This window comes from Ruminococcus sp. OM04-4AA (genome assembly GCF_003462585.1).
Classification (GTDB): domain Bacteria; phylum Bacillota; class Clostridia; order Lachnospirales; family Lachnospiraceae; genus Mediterraneibacter; species Mediterraneibacter faecis.
Genome location: NZ_QTZH01000010.1, coordinates 27,882 through 45,736, shown reverse-complemented (window position 1 = coordinate 45,736; position 17,855 = coordinate 27,882). Strand labels below are relative to the sequence as shown.

At 41.2% G+C, this 17,855-nt stretch carries 14 protein-coding genes and 2 pseudogenes; 2 read left to right on the top strand and 14 right to left on the bottom strand.

Annotation, left to right across the window (positions count from 1 at the left end; all coding sequences use genetic code 11):
• Positions 1-22 precede the first annotated feature (22 nt).
• Genes DXB52_RS05005 through DXB52_RS04995 form a run of 3 tightly spaced genes read right to left on the bottom strand, consistent with a single transcriptional unit; the run spans position 23 to position 4,142 of the window.
• Positions 23-1,072, bottom strand: a complete 1,050-nt coding sequence (locus DXB52_RS05005; RefSeq protein ID WP_181989162.1) for an aldose epimerase family protein — start codon at positions 1,070-1,072, stop codon at positions 23-25.
• Positions 1,073-1,101: 29 nt separating this feature from the next.
• The gene (gene ppk1 / locus DXB52_RS05000) at positions 1,102-3,228 is read right to left on the bottom strand and encodes a polyphosphate kinase 1 (RefSeq protein ID WP_118106659.1); all 2,127 of its coding nucleotides are present in this window, start codon (positions 3,226-3,228) and stop codon (positions 1,102-1,104) included.
• Between the two features lie 50 nt (positions 3,229-3,278).
• Complete coding sequence (locus DXB52_RS04995) at positions 3,279-4,142, bottom strand: patatin-like phospholipase family protein (RefSeq protein ID WP_118106658.1); 864 nt, start codon at positions 4,140-4,142, stop codon at positions 3,279-3,281.
• Positions 4,143-4,411: 269 nt separating this feature from the next.
• Here DXB52_RS04995 and DXB52_RS04990 point away from each other — a divergent pair.
• Positions 4,412-6,045 (top strand): annotated as a pseudogene (locus DXB52_RS04990) (ABC-F family ATP-binding cassette domain-containing protein).
• Between the two features lie 151 nt (positions 6,046-6,196).
• On the opposite strand, the gene DXB52_RS04985 reads toward DXB52_RS04990, so the two are convergent.
• Entirely contained in the window at positions 6,197-6,487 is a 291-nt protein-coding gene (locus DXB52_RS04985; RefSeq protein WP_181966404.1) for a helix-turn-helix domain-containing protein, read from the bottom strand.
• A 1-nt stretch (position 6,488) separates the two neighbouring features.
• Complete coding sequence (locus DXB52_RS04980) at positions 6,489-6,647, bottom strand: type II toxin-antitoxin system RelE/ParE family toxin (RefSeq protein WP_330677946.1); 159 nt, start codon at positions 6,645-6,647, stop codon at positions 6,489-6,491.
• A 113-nt stretch (positions 6,648-6,760) separates the two neighbouring features.
• On the opposite strand from DXB52_RS04980, the pseudogene DXB52_RS04975 reads away from it, so the two are divergent.
• Positions 6,761-8,201, top strand: a pseudogene (locus tag DXB52_RS04975) (transposase).
• Between the two features lie 168 nt (positions 8,202-8,369).
• On the opposite strand, the gene DXB52_RS04970 reads toward DXB52_RS04975, so the two are convergent.
• From DXB52_RS04970 to DXB52_RS04940, 9 genes are all read right to left on the bottom strand, one after another.
• Positions 8,370-8,525, bottom strand: coding sequence for a type II toxin-antitoxin system RelE/ParE family toxin (locus DXB52_RS04970; RefSeq protein ID WP_118106655.1), 156 nt, complete (start codon positions 8,523-8,525; stop codon positions 8,370-8,372).
• 132 nt (positions 8,526-8,657) lie between these two features.
• The gene (locus tag DXB52_RS16700; RefSeq protein ID WP_472519964.1) at positions 8,658-9,398 is read right to left on the bottom strand and encodes a polysaccharide deacetylase family protein; all 741 of its coding nucleotides are present in this window, start codon (positions 9,396-9,398) and stop codon (positions 8,658-8,660) included.
• Positions 9,305-10,195, bottom strand: coding sequence for a hypothetical protein (locus DXB52_RS16695; RefSeq protein ID WP_472519963.1), 891 nt, complete (start codon positions 10,193-10,195; stop codon positions 9,305-9,307). The genes DXB52_RS16700 and DXB52_RS16695 overlap by 94 nt, the downstream gene beginning before the upstream one ends.
• Before the next feature lie 307 nt (positions 10,196-10,502).
• Entirely contained in the window at positions 10,503-12,365 is a 1,863-nt protein-coding gene (locus tag DXB52_RS04960) for a SulP family inorganic anion transporter (RefSeq protein ID WP_472519962.1), read from the bottom strand.
• Positions 12,347-12,655 (bottom strand): SulP family inorganic anion transporter, encoded by a 309-nt coding sequence (locus DXB52_RS16690; protein WP_472519961.1) that lies wholly within the window; start codon positions 12,653-12,655, stop codon positions 12,347-12,349. The genes DXB52_RS04960 and DXB52_RS16690 overlap by 19 nt, the downstream gene beginning before the upstream one ends.
• Positions 12,656-12,692: 37 nt before the next feature.
• On the bottom strand, positions 12,693-14,654 hold the full coding sequence (recQ, locus tag DXB52_RS04955) for a DNA helicase RecQ (protein WP_118106654.1): 1,962 nt from the start codon (positions 14,652-14,654) through the stop codon (positions 12,693-12,695).
• A gap of 36 nt (positions 14,655-14,690) precedes the next feature.
• On the bottom strand, positions 14,691-15,356 hold the full coding sequence (locus DXB52_RS04950) for a YkgJ family cysteine cluster protein (protein WP_118106653.1): 666 nt from the start codon (positions 15,354-15,356) through the stop codon (positions 14,691-14,693).
• A gap of 214 nt (positions 15,357-15,570) precedes the next feature.
• On the bottom strand, positions 15,571-16,587 hold the full coding sequence (gene galE, locus DXB52_RS04945) for a UDP-glucose 4-epimerase GalE (protein ID WP_015529727.1): 1,017 nt from the start codon (positions 16,585-16,587) through the stop codon (positions 15,571-15,573).
• A gap of 201 nt (positions 16,588-16,788) precedes the next feature.
• Entirely contained in the window at positions 16,789-17,709 is a 921-nt protein-coding gene (locus DXB52_RS04940) for a nucleotidyltransferase family protein (RefSeq protein WP_015529726.1), read from the bottom strand.
• Positions 17,710-17,855: the final 146 nt, after the last annotated feature.

The window sequence follows — 17,855 nt, the reverse complement described above, 5'->3', positions numbered from 1 at the left end:
TAATTATTTGTCTTCCATTCAATTATTTTACACGGAATCTGTAGGCAGTACGAGTATCATATTTCTCGCCTTTCTTACAGATCGGTCCCGGGAAGTTTTCATGGTGGATTGCATCCGGATAGTACTGTGTCTCTAGACAAATGGCATCTCTCATCTCATAAACTGCACCGTCTCTTCCTTTCTCTCCGTCAAGAAAGTTCGCAGTATAGATCTGCACACCCGGAAGGTCTGTCAGTACACTCATATGGATTCCACTTTCATCCCCGGCCACTTCTGCTACTTTATCAAATTTGCCTTCATTTTTCAATACCCAGTTGTGGTCATAACCTTTTCCGAATACCAGCGGTTCATAGTCTGCTTCAATGTCTTTTCCGATTGTCTTATCTATTCTGAAATCCATCGGAGTTCCTTCCACACTGCGGATCTCACCTGTCGGAATGGATGCTGCGTCTGCCGGTGTAAATGCATCCGCATTCAACCATAATGTATGATTCAGAACATCTCCGCTCTTATGTCCGTTCAGGTTAAAGTAACTGTGATTTGTCATATTGATGATCGTATCCTGATCCGGCTCTGCTTCGTAGTGGATCATCAAAGTATTCTCTTCATCCAGAGAATAGGTCACTTTCATAACAAGTGCTCCCGGATATCCCTGATCCCCATCCGGGCTGTCCATCTCAAATGTTACATGAGTATCATCTGCATCCGCAACCTTCCACATTCTTCCGTGATAGAAATCAAGTCCGCTGTGCAAGTTGTTCTCTCCGTCATTCTTTGTCAAGTGATATTCTGTTCCATTGATCTCGATCACTGCCCCACCGATACGGTTTGCGTTACGTCCGACAGATGCTCCGAATGCATTTCCAAGTCCGGCTTCATATCCGGTTGCATCATCATATCCAAGTGTTACTTCTACCGGATTGTTATCCTTATCCGGAACAAGAACGCTTGTCAGTGTTGCTCCGAAGTCGGATACACTGATCTGCATTCCTGCTTCATTTTCCAGTGTATATACGGTAGCCAATTCCCCTTTCGATGTCTTTCCAAAGTCTTTTTTCTGTAACGGTTTCATCTTTCTCTGCTCCTCCATCTCTCGTCCTTCTATTGTTTTTTTCTGAAAATCTTCCGTACGGTTGTTAAGAATCCTTCTTTTTTCTTCTTCGATACAGCGGCTGCAGCCGGACGTTTTGCCTGTGATGCTTCTCGCATAAAGGTCTCCTGTGCATTCACAAGACTTGCTCCGTCTTCCACCGGTTTCTTCATATATATTCCGTCACTTGTCATCGCACGGGCTTTCACATTGTCAGAAAGCATTACATGAAGCTGATGGAACAGGCGTTTCCGGATCTCTACATCATAGACCGGGCACGCGACTTCTACACGCTTCTCTGTATTTCTTGTCATCATATCAGCAGATCCAATATAAACTGTTGCATCTGCTCCTTTTCCGAAGACGAAAAGTCTTGGATGCTCCAGATATCTTCCGACGATACTTGTCACACGCAGATTCTCTGTCTTTCCCTTGATTCCCGGGAGGATACAGCAGATCCCACGCACGATCAGATCTATCTTCACCCCTGCCTGAGATGCTTCTGTTACTTTGCGAATGAAATCCATGTCCGTAACAGAATTCATTTTCATAATGATTCTTCCGTTCTCACCTTTTGCAATTTCTTCATCCATCAAGGCAAGTACTTTCTGTTTCAGGCTTGTCGGTGAAACAATCAGATGCTTGTAAACTCCATTCAGATTGCTGATCGACATATTCTGGAAAAAGACTGCTGCGTCTTCACCAATCTCTTGTCTGCTTGTCATCAGCGAGTAATCGGTATACATCTTCGCTGTCTTTTCGTTATAATTTCCGGTTCCAATCTGTGTAATGTAATGAATTCCGGTACGGTTTCTGTATGTGATCAGGCAGATCTTGGAGTGTACCTTATAACCCTCGAATCCGTACAGAACACGGCATCCGGCCTCTTCCAGACGCTCGGACCAGTCAATGTTATTCTGCTCATCAAAACGTGCTCTCAGCTCGATCAGGACCGTAACCTCTTTTCCATTCTCAGCCGCTGCGCAGAGATATTCTACAAGTCGTGCTTTCTTCGCCAGACGGTAGATTGTGATCTTGATCGTCAGAACTTCCGGGTCTGTTGATGCTTCTTTGATCAGCTGGAGGAACGGTTCCATGCTTTCGTATGGATAGCAAAGAAGTACATCTTTCTTCTTTATCTGCGGAATCACCTTACCCTCTGCAAGCATGGAAGACGGTTGCGGAGAAAATGGTACATCCACGAGCGTTTTTTTCTTCGAATCCGGAAGTTTATCAGCGATTGCAAAAATAAAATCCAGCTTCATCGGCATCTTTGTTCGGAAAATGCATTCCGGACGGATATTGAATTTCTCACAGAAATATTTCTCCATCTCTTTACTCAGAGAATTGGCTGCCTCAAGACGGACAACGGCCATCCTTCTTCTCTTATGAAGTGTCTCCTGCATCACATGACGGAAATCTCCGCTGTCTGCATAAGCTTCATCATCCGGTGATACATCTGCATTTCTCGTTACACGGATATAGTTCTTGTCTGAGATCTGATACTGGTCAAAAACAAGATCAATAAATTCCAGGATAATCTTTTCCATACGGATATAACGGATGTCATACCCCGGAAGATAGAGAATATTAGAAATATATTGTGGTACCGGGATGATTCCGAGCATCGTCTTGTCTCCCTGCTTCAGATTCGCAACCACATACAGTTCTTTACTTAACAGATGTGGGAACGGATGGTTCGCATCTACGATCTGTGGGGAAAGCACCGGCATTACTTCTTCTTTGAAATATTTCTTTACAAACTTCTTCTCCTGCTGTTCCAGTTCCTTGAAGTCAAGACCGCAGACACCATACGGACTTAACTGTTTCTTGATCTCTGCATATGTCTTATCGCGTTCCTTGTAAAGTGGGGAAACAGCTCGATAAATTGCATCTAATTGCTGTTTTGCTGTCATACCGGATCGCTGATCGATCTTTTTGCTGTCTGCTGATGCCATATCATACAGACTTCCTACGCGGATCATAAAAAACTCGTCTAAGTTACTTGTGAAAATAGCTACGAATTTCATACGTTCCATCAAAGGAACTGTCTCGTCCCGTGCTTCTTCGAGAACGCGCTGATTGAATCGAAGCCACGATAATTCACGGTTCTGAGTTTCTTCTAAAATCTCTCTCATATAACTCAACTCCCTTTTCTCTCTTCTTTTAACAAGTCGATTTATTTTTATTACTGTTCAAGATACTTCAGCATTTCTTCTGTCTTTCGCTCCATCAGATGATATCCATGCTCATAAAATGCATGCAGGACATCCGGATGCTGTTCGAGCCGTGACACTGGTTTTACATGTGGACGAAGGACATAGATCTCTCCACGCTTCTCAAGCTGGTCCAGATAATTCATCGTTTTATTATAGATAAAACTTCTTCTGAAGATTGTCCGGACTGCATTCGGATAGGACTTATATGCCTGTCTGTAAAGCTTCTGCACTGCCGTTGAGATCACTTTCTTACGATAGCCCTGATTTCTCGTCAGGATCACTATGATCTTCTCATTCCCAAGCTTCTGTGCACGACGGATCGGAACAGAATCTGCAAGTCCGCCATCCAGATACGGGACACCGTCAATATTCACCATTGGAGTCACAAGCGGCATACTGCTTGATGCACGACAGATCTTCATCAATCGGTCAGGATCTTCTGTTTCCGTCATATATTCTGCATTTCCAGTCAGACAGTTTGTCGTTACCAGCTCACAGTGCATCTCTGACTGAAAATATGTATCAAAATCAAATGGGATCAGTTCATTCGGATATTTATCAAAAATCAAATCCATATTCATCAGACTTTTCTCCCTGATCGTATCTTTCACTCCATTAATATACTTCATATCTTTTGTATTCGGAATCATACAGTCTCTTGTACGTCCCGGCTGTCTGGAAACATAATCTACTGCATTACATGCGCCGGCAGACACACCGATCACATCTGAAAAATAAATATCCTGTTCCATAAGGTAATCCAGAGCACCAGAAGTAAATATGCCTCTTGTTGCTCCACCTTCCAGTACGATTGTTGCTTTCTTAAGTGCCATGGTTTCTCCTCTTTTCTACTGCTATTTATATTGTGAGATTCTTAGTAACATTATAACTTTTTACAATGGAAAGAACAAGGATTAGTTCTTATACATTTTCACACAGTTTACCCTGTTTTTTCGTATGCATTTTTCTATTTCAGTACTTGTCAGCACCCTTTCTTCTATGTTAATATATGGATTGGTATGTTCTTATTCACACGTATTTGAAAAAGGACAATTATAACAACGTAATCACAATTCTAATTTATTTACAAGGAGACTTTCAAATGATTAGTGCAAATAACGTAACCCTTCGCGTCGGGAAAAAGGCGCTGTTCGAAGATGTTAACATCAAATTCACAGAGGGGAACTGCTACGGAATGATCGGTGCGAATGGTGCCGGTAAATCTACATTTCTTAAGATTCTTTCCGGACAGCTTGAGCCGACATCCGGTGATGTAGTTATCTCCCCGGGCGAGAGACTTTCTTTCCTTCAGCAGGACCATTTCAAATATGACGAATTCCCTGTTCTTGATACAGTTATCATGGGAAATGCACGTCTGTATGAAATCATGAAAGAGAAAGAAGAAATTTACGCAAAAGAAGATTTCACAGATGAAGACGGAATCAAAGCAAGTGAGTTGGAGCTGAGTTCGCTACAATGGATGGATGGGAAGCAGAATCTGATGCTGCCAACCTTCTGAACGGACTTGGTATCGAGACAGAACTTCATTATAAATTGATGAAAGACCTGACAGGTTCTGAGAAGGTCAAGGTTCTTCTTGCACAGGCACTGTTCGGAAACCCGGATATCCTGCTTCTTGACGAGCCTACCAACCACTTGGATCTTGATGCAATCGCATGGCTGGAAGAATTCCTGATCAACTTTGACAACACAGTTATCGTTGTATCCCATGACCGTTACTTCCTGAACAAGGTATGTACACAGATTGCCGATATTGATTACGGTAAGATCCAGCTTTACGCAGGAAACTATGACTTCTGGTACGAGTCAAGCCAGCTGCTGATTCGTCAGATGAAAGAGGCCAACAAGAAAAAAGAAGAAAAGATCAAAGAGCTGCAGGAATTTATTTCCCGATTCAGTGCGAACGCTTCCAAGTCCAAACAGGCTACTTCCAGAAAGCGTGCCCTGGAGAAAATCCAGCTTGATGAGATCAGACCTTCCAGCCGTAAATATCCTTACATTGACTTCCGTCCGAACCGTGAGATTGGTAATGAAGTTCTCACTGTAGAAGGACTTTCCAAGACAATTGACGGCGAAAAGATTCTTGATAATCTTACATTCACACTTGGCCGTGAGGATAAAGTTGCTTTCGTTGGTGGAAATGAATTTGCTAAGACAATCCTCTTCAAAATCCTGATTGGCGAGATGGAACCGGATGAGGGAACATATAAATGGGGAGTTACAACTTCTCAGGCTTACTTCCCGAAGGATTTCGGCGGAGAATTCGACAATGACTACAATATCACAGAGTGGCTGACACAGTACTCTGAGGAAAAAGATGTAACTTATGTTCGTGGATTCCTTGGAAGAATGCTCTTCTCCGGTGAAGACGGAGTGAAGAAAGTTGCTGTACTTTCCGGTGGTGAGAAAGTTCGCTGCCTGCTCTCCAAGATGATGATCTCAGGAGCAAATGTACTGCTTCTTGATGAGCCAACGAACCACCTGGATATGGAATCTATCACAGCACTCAACAATGGTCTGATCAAGTTCCCTGGAGTACTTCTCTTTACATCAAGAGACCACCAGATCGTACAGACAACAGCGAACCGTATCATGGAGATTGTTCCGGGCGGTAAGCTGATCGATAAGATCACAACTTATGATGAATATCTTGAGAGCGATGAGATGGCCAGAAAGAGACAGACTTACTCTGTACAGACAGATGATGAGGATTAAGATATAATTCTTTAAGATTTAATAATATTTTTATTAGAATAGTTACGAGGTCGGTCTTACTGTTGCAACAGTAAGACCGACCTCTGTTAATTTACAAATATTGGATTTAATTTATGTTTCAGTTAAGCCTATATAAAGCAGTCAATATAGGCTATTTCCGTACAGTCATAGGAACAAATTCTATTTTCAGAGCCATTCCCATTCCGGCGGCTAATCTTTTAAGCATTTTTAATGACGGGTTTCTTGTTCCGTTTTCAAGCTTGCTAATATCTGCTTGGTTGATTCCTGTTCTTTCAGCAAGTTCTTTTTGCGTTAGATTTTGAGCAATTCTATTATCAATCATTGCTCGAATAACATCCATTTCCGGTTGAATGTCATCCCATTCCTTTTTAAACTCTGGATCTTTAAGTTGTTCATTTAACAAATCTCTAAATTCACTCATTTTATTTACCATTCCTTTCTATAAAATCTTTTCGACTTTCTTTAGCAATTTTAATTTCTCTTGGTGGAGTTTTTTGAGTCTTTTTAGTAAAACCATTCGTTAATATTATTCTCCCTTCATAATAGAAAAAATATATAGGCGTTTGCGAAACGCCAAACACCGCATAAATACGGCATTTTTTTGTTGTTAAAATAAAATATCTCCTCAAGGTTTATGGTAAAATAGAGTTGACTAGAAACTAAATACCAATCCACCTAAAGGAGATATACCTATATGATAACACATAAGCAACTCACTTTGGCAGAAGTTTTTGAAGATTATCAAAATAAATTCGACAACGATAAATATCAGTTTCTTTCTCTTCTTGACGAAGCCATTAACCTCGATGAAATTGTTCCTGTTTCTTTTGTTTCTCATTTTCATGCTCGAACCGGAAGGCCACGCAAGCACCAGCTTTATCCTATGCTCAAGGCACTTCTGCTCCAGCGTATTTTTTCAATCCCGACTGACACGCTCCTGATTGTGTTTTTGAAATACTCTCAGGAACTGCGTGATTTCTGCGGCTTCGATGTTGTGCCGGATGGTTCAAAATTCACTCGATTTAAACAGGATTTCTTGGCAGACTTACAATCTATGTTCGATTATCTTGTAGACCTGACTGAACCGATATGCCAAAAACTGAATCCTGCTCTTGCCGGCATGACAATCTTTGATACCTCCGGTATTGAAGCATGGGTTACGGAAAATAATCCGAAGTATGCCAACCGTATTATTAAACAGCTGAAGGTTTTTAAGAAATCCCATAACCTTGATGATTCCTATGATCCTTACAAAGCAGCTTATGGTTCCATGCCAACCCATGCTGCAGCCACCCCGGCAATCCAACAGATGTACATCAATGGTCACTTCTGTTATGCCTATAAATTCGGTATCGTCACAAATGGACTTGGTATTGTCCGCGACATATCTTTCTACAACAAGGATTTTCTAACTGCACATCCTGACATTATTGTAGAAAAGAAATCAGATTCTCCAGATGAAGATAAATCTCTTGCCGACTCAAAAGCTCTGCTTCCTGTTTTAATTGATTTTTTTCAAAAGCATCCTTTGATTGAACCAAAGACGTTTCTTGGAGATGCCGCTTTTGATACGATTGAAATCTATAAGTCTCTTTTCGAAGATATCGGATTCCGTAAGGCTTTTATTCCTCTCCGGGTGAAACTATCCATGGAAGGGACGGACTACACAGTAAATGAAAATGGCATTCCCTGCTGTCCACATGATTCGTCACTTCCCATGAAACGGGAAGGAAGTAAATCTCATTTACGTAGCAAGCTTCCTACCATGAAATTTGTATGCCCAAAAATGAAATGGGAATACAATCCTGCCGACAAGTCAAAACGTCGGGTGTGTCACTGTGATAATCCATGCACCACTTCTTCCTGCGGACGAATGATTTATATTTATTCAGAGAAGAATCTCCGCGCCTATCCTGGTGTAGAACGAGGTTCACAGGAATGGGACGACACTTACAAGATCCGTGTAAATGTCGAAAAATCAATCAACCAATTCAAGGATAGTTTCTGCATTGCGAATCGCAAAACACAGAACGAAAAAACACTTCATGCTGATTTACTTCTTGCCGGAATTACACAGCTTGTTACCGTACTTGTTGCTGATAAAATCCACCAGCATCAATATATACGAAGTTTAAAACCTTTGATTGCCTGACCTTTTGGTATTTATAGCATTTTCTTCGCAGTCCATCTGGGAAGTCTTTTTGTCATGTCTAATTTTGATATCACCTGCTTCTCATCTTAAGAATCCTGCATTGCAGGATTCTTACCGCATTTTTAATCAGGATTGCGAACTTGTTTCGCAATTACCTATAGAAAAAATATAACACTCTTGTAATATCTGTTCCTAATTTACAACGAAGCTCAAATATACCGTCACCTAAATGTTTACTGTATGGTTCTCTTAATTCATTGCCATAATTTTCTAACATATCAACCAAGTGAAACATTTTCGCTTTCATTTTTGGTTCTAGAGTTATACAATAATTTCTTCTATAAAATATTGCAAATAATTTTTGATCTGCATTTGATAAAAGGGCACTACACCAGCAATTTGCCAAGTCTAGTACCCTTTATTTTTGTCATTATGCAATCTAATTATTCACTCCATGGTGCGCTGCCACACTATCAACGGTCAGTCCTTTGAATGTATATCCCTGACTTCTATAGTAATCAATAATCTGTGGCAATGCCTGTACGGTTGTATCTTTTGCATCTGTATCATGCATCAGAATATCAACATGATTTGCCGTGCAGGATGTTGCGTTTGAAACCAGTTTTTCTACTGGCACATTATTTCCGCTTGCGTCAGTAGAATCACAGTTCCAGTCAAAATACTGATATCCTTTGTCTCTCACTGCTTTCGTAAGTGTTGTCATCAATCCTTTGACATATTTTGCACTGACGGTATTGCTGGAACCTCCTGGGAAACGAATGATCATGGATTTCGTTCCTGTGATACTCTCTACCAGATCTGATATTTTCTGCAAATCTGCGAAGTATGCATCTTCGGATGAGTAAACTGTTGCATAATCATGTGTATAGGTATGAAGTCCAATCGAATGTCCTTCGGAAAAGGCTCTTTTAATCATATCATCATGTTCCCGATTATTTCCTGTAACGAAGAAGGTTGCCTTTGCATTTTTTTCTTTCAAAATGTCAAGAATCTTTCCGGTATTCTCTGACGGACCATCATCGAAAGTCAGATAAACAACTTTCTCATTCCAATCCGGATTCTCTTTCACTTTGATCTTTCGCTCAATCTTTGTCTCGTTTCCGGAACGGTCTTTTGCAAGATAGGTAACAACATAGGTTCCCGGTGTCGCAAAATCCACTTTATCAGCGCCCTGTACTTCCAATGTCGCTCCGGATCCATATCGTCCTTTATCGTAACCCCTTCATTGAAGTCCATCGTATCGCCCTGTGCAAGTTCTTTATCATCTGCTCCTTCAATCGTCGGCCCTGTTGTATCCTCTTCCAAATTCAGTGTTGATTTGCCTTCTGTCTTATGACCGTCACTATCTGTTGCAACAACAGTTACTCCGTATTTTCCTTTCTTCTCCCAGGAATCCTGTCCGACAAATTCAAGTGTGACATCTGATGCATCTTTTACTGATTCTACAAAATCTTCCGGCTTGATATCTTTCGGAAGTTCTGTTGTATAACTGTCTTTCATTTTAAGCTCAGGTGCTTTTGTATCCTTAACTTCGACTTCAGCTTTTACTTTTTGTTTACCATAGACATAGTAAACCGTATATTTTCCTTCTTTATTCGTATCTACTTTCCCTTCTGTCTTCACATCTTTCACTTTTCCACCGACAACGAAACGGATGTTGGACATCAGATCCATACTTTCTTTCTTTTCCTGCGCGATCACTTTACTCCGTAATACAATCGGATTCATTCTAAAATAAGTAAATGTTGAAACTGCCGGAACTAATACAACGAGCAGAATCAATACAATTGCAATTCTCCTTCGTCTCTTGAGGCGTCGAATGCGTTGTTCATTCCTCTTGCGTCTCTCCCACTCTTTTCTAATGGATTCCTTGCTTTTTCCCATCGCGCCATAATGTTCATAAAACGCTTGTTCTTTCTTGCGTTCTTTTTCTTCTTTTGTTTCTTTAGACCACATGCTTATCCCTTTTTTCTTTTCTATTCTTAGAATCAGGAGCCAATCAAAATTGTCCCCTGACTTTTTCTTCCATATTAATCATAGCATTCCTTTTTTGCAGAAACAAGGGAACTTTGACAATCCTAAAGATTTATTAAGAATCTTAGTTACTGTTCACACACCACTATCCCGCGAGGTGTTTTGGCATGAATATGCCAAAATCCCGAGACATACAAGCCAAAATTCCATTGCCGCAGGCAATTTGGAATGAATTTTGGCTACGTTACTGTGAACGGAGTGAGCAGTAACGTATCTTACAGATTGTTCTTTAGGATTCTTCATCTTTCCAGTGTTTCAGACGCTTTACAGCATCTGGATTCTGTTTCTCAAGTCTTCGCTCCAGCCGCTCTCTTCGCTCTTCAATATGCTCAACAATCTCTGGATGCTCTTTCAGAAGACGATCTCTAAGTTTTCTTCTTCTACGCTCGATCAATTCAATGACGAGTTTTTTGTTTTCTTTTACATCACTTGGAAGATCATCTAAGTGAAGCTCCATTCTGCGGAGCAACTCATCTTCATCAAGTGCTCCAAGTGAATTCCAAAATTCCAGTTTTTCTTTGATTCCTTCTTCGGAAAGTTTCTCGAGATCTGTAATCTCATGGATCTGCTTCACAATAGAAAGCACTCGTTTCTCAATTTCTTTGACTGCATCATCACCAAATGCCCATGCAAACTCTTCCAGTGTATTTTCTTCTTCTGCAGGAAGGGAAAAATATTCTCTTCGTTTAAGTTTTTCGAGATCTTCTTCTGGAATATCCAATGGGCAAGGCTGCTCAATCCCCGCATCATGAAGTGCCGCAAGAATTGTTCTTCGCACAGCACCTTCTTTTATCAAATGTCCGATTCCAAGCTTTCTCATCTGATCGTTAACTTCTCTGGAATGTTCTGTGATATAGAACTTAATTCCACGTTTTTTCAGACTTGCTGCAAGCATTTCGAGTGCATCTGCCGCTGTAATATCCAGGCTGTTGATTGCTGATGCGTCCAGAATTACGACCTTTGTATCCTCTTTGATGCTGTTTTCAATATCTGAAACCAGCACTTTGTTATTTGCAAAGAAAAGGTTCTCGCTAAATCTGTAAATAATCACATGCTTGATTGGATATGCAAAACGGTTTCTCTCCAGATCATAATAAACTTCTTTTCCCGGAATCATTCCACGGAAAGATCTCGGAGGGTTTGTAGCCCTTAAAATCACTGCTACAAAAGATAACAAAATTCCGATCACAACTCCGTAAATCGTACCAAGGAACAGCACACCGATCCCTGCTGCAATAAAAATATAAAATTCGTTTCTGCTTACTTTAAACAAACGTACTGCAAGATGTGTCTCTACAACATTCATCAGTGCAGAGATTACGATTGCCGTCAATACCGGAACCGGAAGATATTCGATAAATCCGGTTGCACCTATAAGTACAACTGCCATGGTCAGTCCCGCTGTAATGGATACAACCTGTGTCTTTCCTCCATACTGTTCATTCATGGAAGTCCTGGAAATACTTCCATTTACCGGGCAGCATCCAACTGCACCGGCAGCAAGATTTCCTGCGGCACAGGCAAGGATTTCCTGACGGTCATCCAGTTCATATCCGTTTTTGGATGCAAAATTGTTCTCTGACAAAAGTGTCTCTGCCATGATCACAACAGCAACCATAAGTGCTCTTCCCACAGCCTGGGTAAGATTGATCCCTGTAAAATCCGGGAAAATAAGCCGCGGAAGCCCTGGTTGAACTGCCTGCAGGAGAACTACACCATACTGGTTTACATGAAAGACAATTGTCGAGAGAACTCCGGCAATCATAATAACGATTGCCATCGGGAACTTTGGAATCAGTTTTTTGGATACAATCAAGATTACAAGTGCTCCAATTCCCATTCCAAAGGACAACCAGTTTATCTTTGTGATTGCCTGAAAAATGTGTTCTGCAAGTTCTATGAATTCTCCAGTTCCCGCCGGGCTTCCCATCAGTTTCGGAATCTGCATCATAATAATTGTCACTGAAATACCACTGATAAATCCACCCATAACCGGTGTTGAGATAAAATCAACAATCTTATCTGCATGTAAAAGATAAAACAACAATAACCAGAGTCCTGTAAACAATGCGATCAATGGTACATACTGCAATGCCTGGCTGATTCTGCCGTCACTCCAAGTGTTGCCAGTGCAGCTCCGACAATTGCCGCCGGTGCCGCATCTACTCCAAAGATAAACTGTTTTGAAGTTGAGAGCATGGCAAATAGCAGGATCGGCAGAACAGATCCATAAAGTCCATACACCGCCGGAACACCTGCGATCTGTGCATACCCCATAGAGATTGGAATTGAGACCGCTGCCATGATAATTCCGCTTAAAATATCTTTTGGCAAATATTCTTTTTTATAATTTTTTAATGTTGGAAATATTTTTACAGACACTTTTATGTCACTTCTTTCTTTTACTTCTTTTTTGCTGTTAATTCTCTACGCTTCCAAATGGTCCGATGTCTAGAGGATTCTGGTTCTGAACTGCGTCTGTCCCATCCGCATCTTCTGATATACCGTAACCTTTTTTATCACCTGCTGTCACTTCTTGAATCTTATCAAGAAAAACTGCTCCGTACTGTTCATATTTCTTAAATCCCATACCATGTACTTCAAGCAGTTCCTCTTTTTTGAATGGAACAAGTACACACATCTCATGTAATGTACGATCTGAAGCGACCATATATGGCGGAATTCCTTTTTTCTTTGCCAAAGAATAACGCACAGAACGCAATTCTTCGAATAATTCTCGGCTTTTATCTGTAAGATTCCCGAAACTCTCTCCCTTTCTATGAGACGCTTTCTTTCCACTTCCGGACTTTTTCTTTTCTGTAAGTTCTGACTTCTTGCAGCGAAGTTTCAATTCTCTCGATTTCAGTAATTCTTCTGACCGGTCTGTCAGTTTCAGGATCGCATAACGATCTGCGCTCTGTTGAAGGTATCCGTGTTCGAGCAGTGTATAAACTACGTCTTTCAGCCTCTGCTGAGAACATTTACTCTGTCTTCCATAAATGGAAAGTTCATTCATCCCTGCACTTCTGATCTTCGCTGTATTCGCTCCCGCCAGTGTGGAAAGGATCATTGTCATACCGTATCTCTGTCTGGATTCGCGCACACACTCGATCACGTCTGCCGCAATCTCTCCGACATCAAGCTCTACGAATTCTTCCAGACAATTGGAACAATTCCCACAATGTTCTTCTGTCTCCTGTCCGAAATAATTCAATATGTATTTCCTGAGACACATGCTTGTCGTACAATAATTACTCATCTTACGCAGTCGGAGAACATCCTGTTCCCGGATCACCCGGAGTTCTTCTTCTGTGTATTCTCCAATCTGCTCTTTACTATCCAGCAGGAGCTGATTGATCATGATATCCTGCGGTGAATAGAAAAGGATACATTCTGCCGGTTCTCCGTCTCGTCCGGCTCTGCCTGCCTCCTGGTAATAATTTTCCATGCTCTGCGGCATATTATAATGAAGTACAAAACGGACATTGGACTTATCTATTCCCATTCCAAATGCATTCGTTGCGATCATAATCTCTATCCTGTCATAAATGAAATCTTCCTGACTTTCATTTCTTGCCTCTGTCCCCATTCCTGCATGATATCTTCCGACAGAGAATCCGGCATTCTGCAATTCCAAATAGAGTTCATCTACATTTTTTCTTGTTGCACAGTAAATAATTCCACTGTCTTCTCTGTGCTGTGTAAGATATTCCTTAATTGCATCCTTCTTCCCACGCGCTGGTCTTACTTCGAAGTAAAGGTTCTCTCTGTCAAAACCAGATACATTTATATAAGGAGATTCAAGATCAAGTACTTCAAGAATATCTTCTCTTACTTTCTGTGTTGCTGTTGCTGTAAATGCACTGACGACCGGGCGTCTTGGAAGCTGGCGGATGAATTCTGTGATCTTCACATAACTTGGGCGGAAATCCTGTCCCCACTGGGAAATACAGTGAGCCTCATCGATTGTCACCATAGAAAGTTCTGCATGACATGCAAAGTCCAGAAACCGTGGTGTCAACAGACGTTCCGGCGCAACATAAATCATCTTATATCTGCCTGCCGCTGCCAGTTCTAATGCTTTTGTAATCTGCCGTTCTGTCAGTGCACTGTTAATATACGCTGCATGAACTCCTGCTTCATTCAGTGCCTTCACCTGATCGATCATCAATGAAATCAGCGGTGATACTACAATCGTGATCCCAGACATCAGAAGTGCCGGAACCTGATAACAAAGTGACTTTCCTGCTCCGGTCGGCATGATTGCAAGCACATCTCTTCCATTCAAGATCTGATCTACAATCTCCTCCTGCCCTTTGCGGAAAGAATCGTATCCAAAAATTTCTTTTAATATCTGTTTTTTACTACTGTTACTTTCCATCTTTTGCTGCCTTTCACATATTGTTGGCTTCCCTTTTTAAAATCCAAACATTGCATTCAATCGCTCCAGTCTTTCTTCAAATTCCGGATAAAACTGTGCTTCTTCCTCTGCCTGATAAGGCATCTGATAAAAGTTGCGAAGAACCACAACCGTCAGTACTTTCGCGTTCTGCTCATCAAGTTCTTTCATGCCTTCTTCACAATTCTTAAGAAATGTGTGCCATCTCCACACAAAATCTTCGTATCTCTTCTGATTTGAAATTCCAAGCCACTTCTTAATCTTCACCTTGCCACGTTCCTGCTTCTTACATTCATGTATCTGGATGAAATATTTAAACCCATCTTCTTCATAAATACGTCCAAGAGGGAACAAACGGCAGATTCCCGGTCTGTATCCATGAATAGAACATCTTCCATCTTTCAAGAACAGACAGGCTTCTTCCTCTCCTGCCATCTTTAAATTAGGAAGTACCATCCCGTCAACTACATTCAATTCCAGATAGTTTGCAAGCAGTGTATCAAAATTCTCTTTTTTTCCGAGTTGTAATCTCCACAGATCCATTGGATCCAATAGGATGGAATTTCCCATTCCCTGGCAGCATGCAGAGCAGCCTTCACAGTCATGACAGTCCACCTTAACCATATCTCCGGAGGAATACAGACGTCCGTCTGAAATTTCATTAAGATCTACTTCGCGCTTCATTTTTCTATCTCCATTTTTTCTGAATTTAATCGTGTTCTATTAGTATAATACAGATGGACTGTTGGTTGCAAGAGCTGTGTTATTGTTCGCGGTTGGTCAACATAATTTACAAATGATACAAAAAAGTTGTTGATGGCACAGAAAACTACACTATCATCGCGCGCCCTTGCTCATCAACAACTTTCCATTTCACATTATAAATGATTAATCAAACTTAATCCTCGTATCCGTTTGGATTCATACTCTGCCATCTCCAGGAATCTTCACACATCTTGTTCAGATCTCTCTCAGCTACCCAGTGCAGTTCTTCCTTTGCCTTGGAAGCATCACAGTAACATGTAGCAATATCTCCTGCACGACGTGGTTTAATCTGATAAGGAATCTCTTTTCCACAAGCTTTGGAGAATGCTTTCACCATGTCAAGTACGGAATATCCGTTTCCTGTTCCAAGATTATATACGGAAACTCCTGCTTTCTCTTTCAATTTCTCTACTGCGCGGACATGTCCAACTGCGAGATCGACTACGTGAATGTAATCACGTACACCCGTTCCGTCGTGTGTATCATAATCGTCTCCAAATACACCAAGACACTCAAGTTTACCGATTGCGACCTGTGTAATGTATGGAATCAGGTTGTTCGGGATTCCCTTCGGATCTTCTCCGATCAGTCCGCTCTCATGAGCTCCGATTGGGTTGAAGTAACGAAGAAGTACGACGTTCCACTCCGGATCAGCTGTATGAAGATCTGTCAGGATCTGCTCCAGCATCCATTTTGTCCATCCGTATGGGTTTGTACATGTTCCCTTTGGGCACTCTTCTGTGATCGGGATAAATGCCGGGTCACCATATACTGTTGCAGAAGAACTGAAGATGATATTCTTCACGCCGTGATTTCTCATTACATCACAGAGAACTAAAGTTCCTGCAATGTTATTCTCGTAGTATTCGAGTGGTTTAACAACTGATTCACCTACTGCCTTGAGTCCTGCGAAATGAATAACCGACTCGATCTCTTCTTTCTCAAAGATCTCGTTCATTGCTTCTTTGTCGCGGATATCTGCTTTATAGAACTTCAGATCTTTTCCTGTGATCTGTTTTACCCTGTCTACAGCTTTCTCTGATGCGTTGTAAAGGTTATCTGCGATTACAACATCATATCCTGCATTCAAAAGTTCTACACATGTGTGGCTTCCGATAAATCCGGCGCCTCCTGTTACTAAAATTGCCATTTTAAAATTCCTCCTCTGAGCTTTATTGCTCAAATTGCTGCCACTCACAGTAACTGTGTTCGACAGCTTGCTTATCTTTGCTTTGTTATCTCTGATTATAACACATCCACCACAAAAATCTTTATACGAATAGTTCCTCTTATGGTAAAAATGTTGCATGATCATTATGATTCACAAATTCTGTAACTGACAACACATAATCTAATCCCACAATTTCTGTGGATAAAGACCTTCGTCTTTCAAAGCCTGTACCGCTGCGACTACAACCGGTTTGTCCTCTTTGTATGTAACTCCATACCATTTATCTTCGGATTCAAGCACTCTTACGGTTGCTCTGCCCTCTGCCAGAAGGTCACTGACTACGGATGGCAGGAAGTACTCACATTTCATCGGATTCTCCTTAATACCTTTCTCAAGGAATGCCGGAAATCCTGCTTTGATCTCATCTAAAATACTTCTTGTGAATCCCCACATATTCATGGATACAAGAGTATCTCCGTCGATAGTTGTCCATGTCTCTCCGTCGTCTTCTGAGAAAGCGATTCCACCGTCACGCTTCTCGATCTTTGTACGCTCTGTGATTCCAACCAACTCTTTCGCCTCATTGAGTTCACATACGCCACGAGCAACATGTCCGTTATCTGTAACTGTATTCTTCAGACGATAACCTACCATTGTATAACGGTACTTATCATCATCTTCATGTGTTGTAAGGAATTCATAGATTGTCTCAAATGCATGACGTCCGTAATAATCGTCCGCGTTGATTACTGCAAATGGTCCATCCACCTCATCGATCGCACTTAAAACAGCATGTGCTGTTCCCCAAGGCTTTACACGTCCTTCCGGAACTTCGTAACCTTCTGGGAGATTGTTCAGATCCTGGAATACATATGCTACATCCATGATCTTCTCAATTCTCTTTCCAACAGCTTCTTTAAAATCTGCTTCATTTTCTTTCTTAATAATAAATACGACTTTCTCAAATCCTGCGCGTTTTGCATCAAAGATCGAGAAATCCATAATAATATGTCCTTCCTGATCTACCGGGTCAATCTGCTTCAGCCCGCCATATCTGCTTCCCATTCCTGCTGCCATAATGACCAGAACCGGTTTCTTCATAATGAAATCCTCCAAATATTTTTAAATATTATGTTGCCTGACGGCAAGTACATTTCTATTGTATGACATATAGATAAAAAAATCTAGATGAAAATCAAAGAAATATATACACAAAAATCCATGCATTTCATCCCACTGGGATTATA